The sequence below is a fragment of the Arcicella sp. GW822-FHT02H01 genome (assembly GCF_058802005.1).
On sequence record NZ_JBXANT010000001.1, the window covers coordinates 2,308,925 to 2,322,101 of the forward strand.

Annotated in this window: 13 protein-coding genes and 1 tRNA gene; 5 read left to right on the top strand and 9 right to left on the bottom strand. The window is 35.7% G+C overall.

What is annotated here, in order from left to right; all coding sequences use genetic code 11:
- Window positions 1-139: 139 nt before the first annotated feature.
- Window positions 140-757 (bottom strand): hypothetical protein, encoded by a 618-nt coding sequence (locus AC1RNE_RS09870; RefSeq protein WP_492800821.1) that lies wholly within the window; start codon window positions 755-757, stop codon window positions 140-142.
- A gap of 58 nt (window positions 758-815) precedes the next feature.
- A complete protein-coding gene (locus tag AC1RNE_RS09875; RefSeq protein ID WP_492800822.1) occupies window positions 816-1,118 on the bottom strand; it encodes a (2Fe-2S) ferredoxin domain-containing protein in 303 nt (100 codons plus the stop codon).
- 167 nt (window positions 1,119-1,285) lie between these two features.
- On the opposite strand from AC1RNE_RS09875, the gene AC1RNE_RS09880 reads away from it, so the two are divergent.
- Both AC1RNE_RS09880 and AC1RNE_RS09885 read left to right on the top strand, forming a co-directional pair.
- Window positions 1,286-2,167: a fructosamine kinase family protein gene (locus AC1RNE_RS09880; RefSeq protein ID WP_492800823.1), complete on the top strand. Its 882-nt coding sequence runs from the start codon at window positions 1,286-1,288 to the stop codon at window positions 2,165-2,167.
- A 136-nt stretch (window positions 2,168-2,303) separates the two neighbouring features.
- Window positions 2,304-3,590 carry an O-acetylhomoserine aminocarboxypropyltransferase/cysteine synthase family protein gene (locus AC1RNE_RS09885; protein ID WP_492800824.1) on the top strand — a complete coding sequence of 429 codons (1,287 nt, stop codon included), beginning with the start codon at window positions 2,304-2,306 and terminating at the stop codon, window positions 3,588-3,590.
- A gap of 140 nt (window positions 3,591-3,730) precedes the next feature.
- Here AC1RNE_RS09885 and AC1RNE_RS09890 read toward each other — a convergent pair whose 3' ends face one another.
- The gene (locus AC1RNE_RS09890; protein WP_492800825.1) at window positions 3,731-4,606 is read right to left on the bottom strand and encodes an SDR family oxidoreductase; all 876 of its coding nucleotides are present in this window, start codon (window positions 4,604-4,606) and stop codon (window positions 3,731-3,733) included.
- Window positions 4,607-4,765: 159 nt separating this feature from the next.
- On the opposite strand from AC1RNE_RS09890, the gene AC1RNE_RS09895 reads away from it, so the two are divergent.
- The gene (locus AC1RNE_RS09895; RefSeq protein WP_309915197.1) at window positions 4,766-5,131 is read left to right on the top strand and encodes a winged helix-turn-helix transcriptional regulator; all 366 of its coding nucleotides are present in this window, start codon (window positions 4,766-4,768) and stop codon (window positions 5,129-5,131) included.
- A 150-nt stretch (window positions 5,132-5,281) separates the two neighbouring features.
- Here AC1RNE_RS09895 and AC1RNE_RS09900 read toward each other — a convergent pair whose 3' ends face one another.
- The 4 genes from AC1RNE_RS09900 to AC1RNE_RS09915 form a co-directional block, all read right to left on the bottom strand.
- On the bottom strand, window positions 5,282-6,124 hold the full coding sequence (locus tag AC1RNE_RS09900; RefSeq protein ID WP_492800826.1) for a sialate O-acetylesterase: 843 nt from the start codon (window positions 6,122-6,124) through the stop codon (window positions 5,282-5,284).
- 295 nt (window positions 6,125-6,419) lie between these two features.
- A complete protein-coding gene (locus AC1RNE_RS09905; protein ID WP_492800827.1) occupies window positions 6,420-8,135 on the bottom strand; it encodes a GMC oxidoreductase in 1,716 nt (571 codons plus the stop codon).
- An 81-nt stretch (window positions 8,136-8,216) separates the two neighbouring features.
- Entirely contained in the window at window positions 8,217-8,738 is a 522-nt protein-coding gene (locus tag AC1RNE_RS09910) for a gluconate 2-dehydrogenase subunit 3 family protein (protein WP_492800828.1), read from the bottom strand.
- A gap of 456 nt (window positions 8,739-9,194) precedes the next feature.
- Window positions 9,195-10,403 (bottom strand): 4-hydroxy-3-methylbut-2-enyl diphosphate reductase, encoded by a 1,209-nt coding sequence (locus AC1RNE_RS09915; protein ID WP_492803625.1) that lies wholly within the window; start codon window positions 10,401-10,403, stop codon window positions 9,195-9,197.
- A 249-nt stretch (window positions 10,404-10,652) separates the two neighbouring features.
- Here AC1RNE_RS09915 and AC1RNE_RS09920 point away from each other — a divergent pair, with 249 nt between their 5' ends.
- Window positions 10,653-11,132, top strand: coding sequence for a flavin reductase family protein (locus AC1RNE_RS09920; protein ID WP_492800829.1), 480 nt, complete (start codon window positions 10,653-10,655; stop codon window positions 11,130-11,132).
- 154 nt (window positions 11,133-11,286) lie between these two features.
- Here the strand turns inward: AC1RNE_RS09920 and prmA are convergent, their stop codons facing one another.
- Window positions 11,287-12,120: a 50S ribosomal protein L11 methyltransferase gene (gene prmA / locus AC1RNE_RS09925; RefSeq protein WP_492800830.1), complete on the bottom strand. Its 834-nt coding sequence runs from the start codon at window positions 12,118-12,120 to the stop codon at window positions 11,287-11,289.
- A 190-nt stretch (window positions 12,121-12,310) separates the two neighbouring features.
- Here prmA and AC1RNE_RS09930 point away from each other — a divergent pair, with 190 nt between their 5' ends.
- The gene (locus tag AC1RNE_RS09930) at window positions 12,311-12,829 is read left to right on the top strand and encodes a helix-turn-helix domain-containing protein (protein ID WP_492800831.1); all 519 of its coding nucleotides are present in this window, start codon (window positions 12,311-12,313) and stop codon (window positions 12,827-12,829) included.
- 83 nt (window positions 12,830-12,912) lie between these two features.
- Here AC1RNE_RS09930 and AC1RNE_RS09935 read toward each other — a convergent pair.
- A tRNA-Phe gene (locus AC1RNE_RS09935) sits at window positions 12,913-12,985 on the bottom strand.
- Window positions 12,986-13,177: the final 192 nt, after the last annotated feature.

A 13,177-nucleotide genomic window follows, 5' to 3' on the forward strand; every position in this document is an offset into this window, starting at 1 on the left:
ACTAGAAGACGCTAGATGCTAGACTTAAGACTTTTTGTTTTTTGAGACTTGAGGATTTGTAGATTTAGCCAGAATGAATAAAATCTCCCTAGGCTTACTGCTAAAGGCTCAAAGCTTACTGCTCATAGCTTAAAGCTATTTAAAATAGCGACAACTGATTGGTATCTCCTTTTTTATCAAAAATCTTTTTATCCTTAATTAGCTTGCGGTGTTGTTCTAAGAAGGCAATAAAGGCATCTATTTGTTGATACAGCGGAGTAAAATTATAGGTTTTCACATCATAACTTTCTTGATATACATCATTAAAATCTGTAATGATATAATCCAAGGTTCTGACGCCCCATTTCTGTAACCCTAACATATACAGGTTTTGATGGTTAAACTCAAAACGATTGGGTTGATATAATCTGGTAGATTTTAAATCAACAGCACGGTCTCCTCCTACTAAATCTACAAAGCCATAAATTAAACAATTTTTATACTTTGCTTCTGTATAAAACTGCGTTTTGTATTTAGCTGGTAATAATTCACGTGCCTTTTCAATGATCCCATCCCCGAATAGCTCTTCGTTTTCACCTGTAATTACGGCCTTCTCAAAATCAATCCCTCTTTGCTGAGCTTCAGTAGTTGGCCTTTTCACTCTATTGATACGGTCTATCATTTCCCACAAGTCTACAAGGATGTTTCCCTGAGCATCTAATACCTGTTGCTCATACAAAACAAATGAATTGATTAATGTGGGATAGATTCTGTACATCTGAGTGTTAATTTTTTTATTAGAAACGGACAAGTCCGTTTCTAATGGCTATCATCAATTATCCGATTACTAAACGCTCAACGGCTTTATCGCCGATTAAATGGCTCTCTACAATTTCTTCAACATCAGCTAATTGCACATTGCCATAAAATACTCCTTCTGGATATACCACCATGCCTGGTCCAAAAGCACAAACATCTAAACAGCCTGTTTTTTGTGCTCTGATTTCGCTCAATAACCCTTTTTCTTTCAGTGATGCCTTAAAAGCATCTACTAATGCTCCTCCTCTTTCTACGCCGCAGCTTTTTTTGGGTGCATCTTTTTGGTTAGTACAAATAAAAACGTGTTTCTTGTATTTCATTTTATTTTTTAATTTTTGCTGACATCTTTGGAATGGATTTTAACAATTTGTTTTTGATAAAATCGTTCAACCAATGCAATTTAATGGTTTTCTAGTAATTTTGGAATAAACCATAGTAGACAGTCAATAAAATAATCTGACTTTAGCATTTCGTAATCAATATTTGTATGACTTTTCAGACGCAGGAACAATATCAATTTATAGAAAGTATTCTTTTTGAAAACTTAGGACATAATCCAGAAGTACTTGATTTCCAGTTTTTTTATGGCGGAAACTTCAATCTTGCTGTAAAAGTAAAAGTAGCAGAAGGCGATTACTTTATTAAATGGAATCAGGGCGACCATGATGGTATGTTTGAATCTGAGGCAAAAAGTTTACAAGTTTTACAGAATACTGGCGTGCTTTCTATTCCTCAAGTAATTAATTACGGAAAGATTTTAGATAAAGAATACCTGATGATTGAATTCTTGACGGCAGGCTATAAGCAAGAAAACTATTGGCAAGATTTCGGACAAAAATTAGCGAAACTTCATACACATACACACCATAGTCATGGACTAGATTTCAATAATTATATCGGTGCATTACGCCAAAGTAATGAATGGATGGAAGATGGTGTGCAGTTTTTTATTGAAAAAAGATTGAAAGTACAGGCAGGTTTAGCGCTATACGACCGCAAAATTTCTGAGGAAGTGTATGATAAATTTCAAACGCTTTTTGAAAAAATTCCTAGTCTTATTCCTAACGAAAAACCTGCTTTGTTGCATGGCGACTTATGGTCTGGTAATGTAATGACCGACAGTAAGGGTTTTGTTGCCTTGGTAGACCCTGCTTGTTATTATGGCTTACGCGAAGCTGAATTGGCTTTTACCACCATGTTTGGTGGTTTTGAACCTACTTTTTATGAAGCATATCACGAAGTATATCCTATAGAGAACGGTTTCGGTGATAGAATTCCTCTTTATAATTTATATCCCTTAATGGTACATGTCAATCTTTTTGGTGGAGGCTATTTAGATGCTGTTGAGAAGATTTTGAAGAAGTATTAATGATAAAACCTTATTATTAATTTCATTTAATATTTCAGAAAAATTTGTTTCCCTATTCATTATACTTAAATTTTATATCATAACTTTGTCTATAGATTTTATAGAATATACTCAGACTAATTTAACAAACAATCTCATGAAATTTGAAACACTCCAACTGCACGCTGGGCAAGAAGTAGACCCTACAACCAATGCTCGTGCAGTACCTATTTATCAAACAACAGCTTATCAATTCAAAAATGCTGAACACGGTGCTAATTTATTTGCCTTAAAAGAATTTGGCAATATCTATACCCGTATCATGAACCCAACCAGTGATGTTTTCGAGAAACGTTTGGCGGCTCTTGAGGGTGGTGTGGCAGCTTTGGCAGTAGCATCTGGTCATGCGGCACAGTTTATCGCTATCAATAATATTACCACTGTTGGTGATAACTTTGTTACTACTTCATTTTTATATGGGGGTTCGTACAATCAGTTCAAGAATTCATTTAAAAACATTGGTGTTGAGGCACGTTTTGCCAATGGTGATGATGTATCTTCTTTTGAAGCCCTGATTGATGATAAAACTAAAGCCATCTATTTAGAAACTATCGGAAACCCAAGCTTTAGTATCCCAGATTTTGAAGCATTTGCTGCATTAGCTAAAAAATACGACTTACCGATTATTGTAGACAATACCTTCGGGGCAGGCGGTGCTATTTGTCAGCCTATCAAACATGGTGCGCACATCATTGTTGAGTCTGCTACGAAATGGATTGGTGGTCATGGCACAACGATGGGTGGTGTAATTGTAGATGCTGGTACGTTCAATTGGGGTAATGGCAAATATCCTCAGTTTACAGAACCTTCGCCAAGCTATCATGGTTTAGTATTGAATGATGTATTTGGTATTGGCGGTCCATTCGGAAATATTCAATTTATCATCCGTGCCAGAGTAGAAGGTCTGCGTGATTGGGGTCCTGCACAAAGTCCGTTCAACTCTTTCTTATTAATTCAAGGCTTAGAAACGTTGACGTTAAGAGTAGAAAGAATTGGAGAAAATGCCTTGGCACTTACTAATTGGCTATTAAATCATCCAGAAGTTGAGCACGTAAATTATCCTGGTTTAGAAAATAGCCCCTATCACGAATTGGGTAAGAAATACCTTACGCGTGGTTTTGGCGGAGTGTTCTCATTCAAACTGAAAGGTGATAAAGCTAAAGCTGAAAAATTTGTAAATAGCTTACAATTAATTAGTCATTTAGCGAATGTAGGCGATGCAAAAACGCTGATTATTCACCCTGCTTCAACGACACACTCACAGCTTTCAGAAGCAGAGCAAATTTCAGCAGGTGTGGAACCTACTTTACTAAGAATTTCGGTAGGTATTGAACATATTGATGATTTAAAGGCAGATATTGAACAAGCACTAGCAGCTTTATAGCTATTTAGCTTTGAGCCATGAGTTTTCAGCTATGAGTATTCGATTATCATAAAAAACCAGTTGTTGACGTTTCAACAACTGGTTTTATTTTTTGTATTAAAGCATCAATTTTCAAATTAACACATTTTCAAATCTTCAAATTACTTGCTATAAACTCCCTTCAAGAAAGTTTCAACATCTAGTGGAGTTCTGCCTAATAAATCCGCTAAATCTGAACTTGCTTCATCAAACTCACCCTCTTTGATTGCTCCACTAAAGCCAGCAAATAAACCAATGTATTGCGCTGGAACACCTGCTTCTGTAAGCGTTTTAGTAAATTCCTCCACACTTGGTGAAACATATACTATTTGCTTGCCTGTTATTTCTGAAATGATATTGGCAATATCTTGATACGAATAAGTTTTTGCACCCGTAATTTCATAGGTCTTATTCTCATATCCTTCACTAGTTAAAATATTTGCTCCTGCTTCTGCCATATCTTCACGCCAAGCAAAAGCGGTTTTTCCATCACCAGCTGGTTGATAAATTACTCCTGTTTCTAGTACTTGCTCACCCACAAACATTGGTAATAAGTCGGTATATAAACCATGTTTAAGAATGGTATAAGTAAGCCCCGATGCTTTTAACCATTCTTCCGTTTTTAGGTGTCCTTCTGCCACAAAAGCAATTGGCGAAGTAGCTGTTTCGTTTTTACGTTGGAAACTAGTGTACACAATATGTTTCACGCCTGCTTGTGTTGCTGCTTTTACTACATTTTCATGCTGAGGAAGACGGTTGAAAATATCATTTCCTGACACAAAATATAATTTATCAATCCCTGAGAAAGCAGCAACCAATGAATCATAATTGTTATAATCGCCAACGATGATATTTACACCTTTATTTTTTAAGTCTTCAACTTTAGCAGCATCTCTTACCAATACTGAAATGTTCGAAGCCTCTGTTTTTGTTAATAAAGATTTTACTACTGCACCGCCTAACCCACCTGTTACTCCTGTTACTAATATCTTGCTCATTTTTTTAATTGTTTATTTTTAAAGCCTTATTGCATACTAAAAGTAATTAAGTTACTTTTGGAGAGTAAAGGTAGTTTCTCTTTAATAACAAATCAAGAAGGCACTAAAAAGTTAGGCACTTACTTAAAAGTAAGTATTACTGATAATCAACACATTAGCATGGAAAAAATAATAGATAATTTTACAATTTCAGCCAATTGTCCTGTAAGGAATGTGCTGGACAGATTTGGCGACAAGTGGTCGATACTTATCTTGATTGTTTTAGGACAAAACGGTACAATGCGTTTTAACGAAATCAATAAAACAATCGGAGATATTTCACAAAAAATGCTGACTGTCACCTTAAGGACTTTAGAGGCCGATGGACTGATATCAAGACAGGTATTTCCTGAGATTCCGCCTAAGGTAGAATATCAATTGACTCATTTAGGCTTTAGCCTTGTTCCGCATATTAATAATTTAGCTACTTGGGCAAACGAGCATATTGTAGAAATTAAGAGTTCTAGAGAGAAGTTTAAGGTATAAGGGCGTCATAAACAAATTACTCCACACAAAATGCGTGGAGTAAATCTACACTACAACAAATTTATGAATCGTTAATTCCCTTTGTTTAGAAGAAGGGGATTAATTTCTTGTTTTATCGACCTTTCTGATAAGATACCAGTAGAAGAAAATTTAATGTTGAATCAATGTAAGCATTTTAGTAGCGTATCTTTTACCTAATTCGCGATAACCTGCCGCATTAAAATGTAGATTATCGGTAGTATCTGTACATCCTGCAGAAGAAATAACATGAGCATTTGGAATAGTTTGCGGTAACGTAGCAATGATTTTGTTCATACTAGCACAAATGCCTCCTTGGTCTGCATTAACTGTTTCTCCAGCCAGCAGTGGTACCTCCTCTACTTTTAGATGAAGGTCATTCATAAGGTTATCATACACTATCTTTACTTTTTTAGTCCAAAGAGTATCGTTTGTGTTGGATTCTCCTTGATGCAACAATATACCTTTAATAACACCATCCTTTTGTGCTAATTTGGCCATTTCTACCAAACGTCCATACGGATTTCCGTCGTATTCTTTTATCATATTTTTCATCCAAGACGGGGCAGTACTGGTATAGGTTTCAAAATGGTCTTTATCGAATAATTCGATTTTACAACCGCCTATCGCAACATTGATAATACCCACCTTTACATTTTCAGGGAGGTTTTCAATCATCGTTCTACCAAAATAATCTCCAGGAGTAATTCCTGTACGACAACGACATAAAGGAGGAATGGCAGTATACCATTGCCCTTTGCTCCTGCCCAAGTTAGGACAGTCTACAGCTTCCATTACTTGAAAGCGAGGGTCAACATTAATGGTATCTTGGGCTTCCACAGGAGCATTTCCTTCCATATTCGACTGCCCGAAACTTAAGTAAATATGAAAGTTGGTATCTTGACCTAAAGCGGTAATACACGACGATAAAAAGAAGCTTAGTAGTAATGCGTACTTAAAAGGATTTTGTTTCATGGTTATTATTAAAATGCTATCAATATTTAAGGATATAAAGTAAGTCATTTAGTTTTTGTTTCATTAGCACATTTTAACATATATGTATCGAAAATGTTCAATCCCTTCTAAACAAAAGATAATTTTATAGCATTATAGCTTGGAATTAGCTTTGAGTTATAAGCTTTCAGCCTTGAGCTTTTTATTTGCCGATATATTTTATTAACTGAAAAAGGGTAAGCATCGAATTTGATGCTTACCCTTTTTCAGTTTTATTCTTTCTTAAATCTCAAAGCTAATAGCTCATTACTCAACGCTATAAAGTTCCTTTTCTCATTTCTTTTACAGCATAATCAACAGAGCGAGCCGTCATTGCCATATACGTAAGCGATGGATTTTGTGTGGATGTTGATGTCATAGAAGCACCATCTGTTACGAATACATTTTTACAGCTATGAATCGCATTCCATTTATTCAAGATAGATGTCTTAGGGTCTTTGCCCATTCTTGCACCACCCATTTCGTGAATATCTAAGCCCGGCGTACGGTTTGAATCGTTCGTTCTGATATTAATGAATCCAGCTTTAGTGTACATTTCTGTGAATTGTTCAAAGAAATCTTTCACCATCTTGCGGTCGTTATCATCATAATCAACTGAAATTCTCAGTTGAGGAATTCCCCAAGGGTCTACTTTCGATTTATCTAAAGCTACATAATTAGTTTCCTTGGGAATAGTTTCGCCCATCATGTGCGAGCCAACACTCCATACATTATTATACTGAGGTTTTAATAAAGCTTTTTTCAAATCCTCCCCTAATCCACTTCTATCATCGTGCTGATAATGACCTGCCGAGAACCCAGCCGCATAACCACGCAAGAAGTCTGTTTCTTGTTTTTCTACGTTTCTGAAACGAGGAACATAAGCTGAATTTGGTTTACGTCCATCAGTTGTGCTATCCAAGAATCCTTCGTACTCAGCATTAATAGTTGCCGTATAATTATGGAAGGCTACATATTTTCCTAATAATCCACTATCATTTCCTAATCCGTTTGGGAAACGATGTGACGTAGAATTCAACAATACCAAGTTTGAATTTAAAGCGGCCGCATTGACAAAAATAATACGTGCATAAAACTCCATCATTTGCTTTGTAGTATCATCAATTACCCTTACGCCCGTAGCCTTGCCTTTTTTCTCATCATAAATGATTGAATGCACTACTGAATTCGGACGTAATGTTAGTTTCCCTGTCTTAGCAGCCCAAGGCAACGTAGATGAATTACTACTGAAATAGCCACCATAAGGACAACCACGTTCACAAATCGTTCTGCTCTGGCATTGTGCTCGTCCTTGGTCGTAATGCACTTGCTTAGGTGATGTAAGGTGCGCACAACGTCCAGTAATAATATGACGGTCTTTGTAGTTTTTGGCTACTTGTTCTTTAAAGTATTTTTCAACACAGTTTAATTCATGTGGCGCTAAAAATTCGCCGTCTGGCAAACTAGGCACATTATCTTTATTACCAGAAATCCCAGCAAACTTTTCTACATAACTATACCACGGAGCAATGTCTGCATAGCGTATTGGCCAATCTACAGCGAAGCCGTCGCGAGCAGGTCCTTGAAAATCGTATTCAGACCAACGCTGTGTTTGACGAGCCCATAGTAATGATTTCCCGCCAGTTTGGTAGCCACGAATCCAATCGAAGGGTTTTTCTTGTACATAAGGATGTTCGGCATCTTTTACAAAAAACTGTTCTGTACCTTCATAAAAGGCATAACATTTACTGACGATTGGATTAGCATCTCTTACATCTTTATTAATACGTCCGTGGTGTTCAAATTCCCAAGGTTGCATCAACGTTGTTGGATAGTCGATTACATGTTTTACGTCTCTACCACGTTCTAATACTAACGTACGCAATCCTTTTCCTGTAAGTTCTTTAGCAGCCCAGCCACCACTTATTCCTGAACCAATCACGATAGCATCGTAAGTTTGGTTCTTTATAGCATCTATATTTAAATTGGACATAATCTTTTTAAAATAAAATTTGAGAGTAGTAATAATTAATACGGCAACAGATTGCTTATACTTTTAAGCTAAATTTTGATACTATTTTTTAATTGGTACACATCCGTGATAACGTCCCGGAACCATTTCAAAAATTCTTAGATTAGTCATCACATATTCAGAAACCAAGTATCCATCAATCGTTAGCCCTTTTACTAATTGAATAAACCCTTTGTCATCACTATTTTGTGAGGTACTCATTTTCTTTAGAATATCTAATTTTTGTTTTGAATCACTTTCCACAAAAGTTTTACCATACTCTTTTTTTGATAATTCATCTACAGAAACAAGTCCTTTTGCAAAAATATCTTGCGACTTTTTATCATAGCAGTCTGCTACCATTTTCAAGATAAATTTATCTGCACCAAGCTCTTTTGCACCAGGTGTATCTGTTTTAGGAATAATAGTCTCTACGATTTCTGCCAATAAAGCCTCTTTGGTATAGCTAATCTTAAAGATATTATTTTGAAGTGATTCTTTACTCCAAGCATTTGCCCACGCTGGTAAAACGATTGTTCCACCAATCGTAAGGGCCAAGTTTTTGATTGCCGAACGTCTTTGCATTATGTTAAGGTTAATTTATGAATACAAATAAAAGATTTTTTACCCGAGGGATTAGGCTGAGTTATGTGGTTTTATTACCTGTAAAATTCATCTTAGAGAAAGAGATTTTCAATAGCTTATAGCTTGAATTTATCATCTACCCTTTTCAAAATAAAAATCAAGGCTTTAAGTTACAATATATTACTTTATTTTAGGTCAAACCTATATCTTATAAAGATAGCTTTACGTAAATAATGCCTATTTATTGTAAAACAGTTTAATCTTATAAATTTCCCATAGAATAAGGGTAATAAAGATAGCTTTACGTAAATAATGCCTATTATTGTAAAACAGTTTAACCTTATAAATTTCCCATAGAATAAGGGTAATAAAGATAGGAAGAGGAGAGATAAGCTAAATGTATGTTGAGTAATGTGTTTTGTTGAATCGTGATAATATCACAATTCAACAAAAATATTAGCCTATAACAGGCTGTGCATCAGGGAAAAATGAGTGTAATTTCAATAAAATAGATTCAACCACTGCATCAGGGCATGACGCTCCGCAAGTAAGCATAATCGTTACTTGTTCTTTTTTGGGTAAAAAATCACTGGTATGTTTTTCAGTTTTTGAGTGTAAATCAAAATGACTGATGATATTTTCTGTTAGTATTTTATCAGCAGAAGAAATAAAATAAGTAGGTAGTTTTTGTTCACAAAGCTCTACTAGATGTGAGGTATTGGATGAATTATACCCACCCGCTACTATTACTAAATCAGCATCTTCTTTCAATAATCCATATGTAGCACTCTGGTTATCGTTGGTAGCATAACAAAGGGTATCACGGGTATCTGCGAAATAGGCTGTTACATCGTTCCCTTCAATATTATGTTTTTGAACCATCATTTGCTTTAAATAATCTGCAATACCCTGCGTATCAGAAGCTAGCATAGTCGTTTGGTTTACCACACCGATTCTTTGTAAATCTTTAGTAACATCAAACCCTTCTGAAAACTGACCTTTAAATTCTTCATAAAATTGTTCTGAAGCTTTTTCGCCAGTAATGTATTTTGCTAATTCAATGGTTTGCTTCATGTCTTTTACGACAATTGTAGCAGCATTTTCTTTGGCATGCGAGAATGTAGCTCTGGTTTCTTCATGAGTTGGCTTGCCATGTACTACTATCGTATAATCTTTTTGTCCTATGGCGGTAGCACGGTTCCACACTTTCTCTACAAAAGGGCAAGTAGTATCATATTGATAAGCATTGATGCCTATGTCAGAAAGCTGTTGTTGTATTTCAACAGTAGTGCCAAAAGCAGGTACAATGACTACATCATCCGAAGTCAGTTCAGTCCACGGTATCAGTTGTCTACCGGAAGTATCCATGATAAAACTAACTCCTCTACTCAATAAATCAGCATTTACATCAGGATTATGAATCATCTCTGATAATAGAAAAATTCTTTTATCAGGGTTTTCTTCTATCGTTCTGTATGCTATCTCAACGGCATTTTCTACACCATAACAAAAGCCAAAATGCCTAGAAATCAAGAACTTTACGGCACCATAATCTAAGACTGTTGGTGTAAAGTCTTTTTTGAGTTTATCTTGAACACGGCGTTTCTCCTTGATACCGCCGATGATAGTACTCTTGTATAGATCAGGAATCTGAAATGATTTCATTTTCTTCATTTTTCTTCGGGCATCTCCTTCTGAAGGAGCCTCCACCCGAAACAGTTCAATATCAGAAGAATTACTAATTACCTCCATCTCTTTAAACAACTTTTTTGATTAACAGTTTTCAAAGTTACACGAAAAGTGTAAAATCAGGCTAAATAATTATTAGTAATTGCGCAATCGGTCACTAAAGTAAAAGTTTTATTTCTTTCTAATGATCTGTTTTGTAATTTATAAATCCTATAAAAAATTACCATGAGTAAATCTTTATTAAAATACAAAAATTACGATGTGCATGCTATCACGACGGTTTCGCCATTAGGAAAAATAAATGCCAACATTGCCACTTGGGTCATGCAAAGTGCTATGCAGGGGAAGTTTATTACAGTGGCTTTATACAAAACGGACTATACCATCGAATTGGTACGAGAAAGTATGATACTGAATGTAAATCTTTTAGCGAAAGACCAAGCCAAAAAGCTAATTACGAAACTTGGCAGGAAAAGCGGCAGGACTTCTAACAAATTTGTAAACTTGCCTTTTGAGATAGACGAAAGGGGTTGCCCCTACCTTACGGAAGCCATAGGTTATGTACAATGTAGATGTGTGGGAAATATAGATTCTGGTGACCATGAATTATTTGTCTGTGAAGTATTAACACAAAAGGTTCTGAATCCAGATAAAGAGGTGTTAACGAATGATTATTTGAGGGTAGAGGGATTGGTGAGGGGGTAAATGGCTATCGGACTTCGGCTGTCAGCTATCGGATTGGGGTATTATAAAAACATTTAAAAAACAAAACGGCAACCCTGAAGATTGCCGCTACATTTTATCTTATAATTACATACATCTCAAAACCGAAATTCGATAGCTGACAGCCGAAAGCCAATTATTTTCTTTCAAAAATGACAGCAGCCCAATTGTTTTTATTTTCAGTATGTGTTTTTATTAGACCAGCTTCTCTCGCTACGCTTTCTATGTCTTCAATATCATGTTGATAAAAACCACTTACAATCAATTTTGAAGGGGCAGGTTTCATAAACTCTACATATTTTGGAATATCACGCATCAAGATATTTCGGTTGATGTTTGCCAAAATAATATCGTACTGGTAAGCAGGCTCATCTTCGATAGTACCTTGACGAATCACGATGTTATCACAATCATTCAATCCAACGTTTTCACGCGAATTCTCGGCAGCCCATTCTTCAATATCAAAACCTGCTACTTCCGAAGCCCCTAATTTTGAAGCAAAAATGGCTAATATCCCTGTTCCACAACCTACATCCAATACCTTTTTTCCTTGATGGTCTATCTCCATTTGTAAACTCAACACCATCGAAGTAGTTTCATGATGCCCTGTTCCGAAAGACATTTTAGGATTAATCAACAACTCGTATTGAATAGTTGGGTCAGGCTCATGGAAATTCGCACGTACTCTCACACGACCGTTTGCTGCTAAGATAGGCTCATAGTTTTTCTCCCATTCCTCATTCCAGTTCTTTTTTTCTAAAGTCAAGTAGCTATAACTAATAGGAGTCATCGCTAAATATCGCTCCATAATTTCATCCAGTTGCTCTTCTGAAAACAAATCTTCTGTAATATAGGCGTTCAAACCCTCTGCTTCTTCGGTAAAAGTTTCGTAGCCAATTTCACCTAGCTCAGCCATGAAAATATCCGAAAATTCTGGGTTGATGTTTAGTTTTACTTCTATGTAGTTCATGATTAAATTTTGATTTGCTTGTTTGCAGCCCCAAAGATAATATTTTCCAATGGGTGGTTTAAATATTTTTTAGGATAACGATACATGATGTTATTTAAAAAGCTAAATCTCTCGAAGATAATGCCAACAAATGTTATCTAATTAGGCAACATTTGTTATATTTATTCTAAAACCAAAAAATCAAGAGAATATGAATCAGTTGATTAGAATATCGAAAATTATAGCCGTTGAACCATTCAAAATTACAGCGCTATGGAATAACGGAGAAATACGCATGAATGATTTTTCTTCAACGTTTGAATATTGGAAGGCAACAGAAAATGCTCATTTATTAGCTTTGACAAATTGGGATGTTTTTAAAGAGGTATCTGTAAGCAATGATTCACCTCGCACATTGCAATGGGAAAATCATCCAATAACATTTATTTGGAAAGGCAAAACACAAACTGCTCCTACTGATTTAGACCCTGATGTATTATATCAAGCAAGTACTTTCTTACGGACTTTGGATGCTATTCCTGTTGGAAGTATTTTAAAACAAGCAAGAGAAAAGGCTGGTTTAACCCAAACAGATGTTGCTATCAATGCAGGAACAACCCGAAATTATATTTCAAGAATAGAAAATGGGAAAAGCGATATTCAATTAGAAACTTTACATAAAATTGTGGAATTAGGACTTGGAAAAGAATTGCGTTTGGAGGTGGTGTAAAATAGTTAATAAAAATACGTCCCTGAAAGTGTAACCCCACAAAAGCAAAAACCCCTCAAACGTAACGTCTAAGGGGTTTTTTGTGGTAAAGGGCGGACTCGAACCGCCGACACACGGATTTTCAGTCCGATGCTCTACCAACTGAGCTACTTCACCTGAATCCCGCCTGTGTTTCGGGACTGCAAAGGTAGGAAACTTTTTTTTAGCACCAAACATTTTCTAAAAATAATTTCAAAAATTTTAAAATTATTTTTCAAATAGTATGCTTGCATAACAAATAGAAAAACCACATCTTTGTAACACACAATTAATTCAGTAAATTGTTTAAAAAATCACCAGATTATCTTT

Coding starts and splice junctions, on each gene's coding strand:
- AC1RNE_RS09870 (WP_492800821.1), bottom strand. CDS start 757: ATGTACAGAATCTATCCCACATTAATCAATTCATTTGTTTTGTATGAG.
- AC1RNE_RS09875 (WP_492800822.1), bottom strand. CDS start 1,118: ATGAAATACAAGAAACACGTTTTTATTTGTACTAACCAAAAAGATGCA.
- AC1RNE_RS09880 (WP_492800823.1), top strand. CDS start 1,286: ATGACTTTTCAGACGCAGGAACAATATCAATTTATAGAAAGTATTCTT.
- AC1RNE_RS09885 (WP_492800824.1), top strand. CDS start 2,304: ATGAAATTTGAAACACTCCAACTGCACGCTGGGCAAGAAGTAGACCCT.
- AC1RNE_RS09890 (WP_492800825.1), bottom strand. CDS start 4,606: ATGAGCAAGATATTAGTAACAGGAGTAACAGGTGGGTTAGGCGGTGCA.
- AC1RNE_RS09895 (WP_309915197.1), top strand. CDS start 4,766: ATGGAAAAAATAATAGATAATTTTACAATTTCAGCCAATTGTCCTGTA.
- AC1RNE_RS09900 (WP_492800826.1), bottom strand. CDS start 6,124: ATGAAACAAAATCCTTTTAAGTACGCATTACTACTAAGCTTCTTTTTA.
- AC1RNE_RS09905 (WP_492800827.1), bottom strand. CDS start 8,135: ATGTCCAATTTAAATATAGATGCTATAAAGAACCAAACTTACGATGCT.
- AC1RNE_RS09910 (WP_492800828.1), bottom strand. CDS start 8,738: ATGCAAAGACGTTCGGCAATCAAAAACTTGGCCCTTACGATTGGTGGA.
- AC1RNE_RS09915 (WP_492803625.1), bottom strand. CDS start 10,403: ATGAAATCATTTCAGATTCCTGATCTATACAAGAGTACTATCATCGGC.
- AC1RNE_RS09920 (WP_492800829.1), top strand. CDS start 10,653: ATGAGTAAATCTTTATTAAAATACAAAAATTACGATGTGCATGCTATC.
- prmA (WP_492800830.1), bottom strand. CDS start 12,120: ATGAACTACATAGAAGTAAAACTAAACATCAACCCAGAATTTTCGGAT.
- AC1RNE_RS09930 (WP_492800831.1), top strand. CDS start 12,311: ATGAATCAGTTGATTAGAATATCGAAAATTATAGCCGTTGAACCATTC.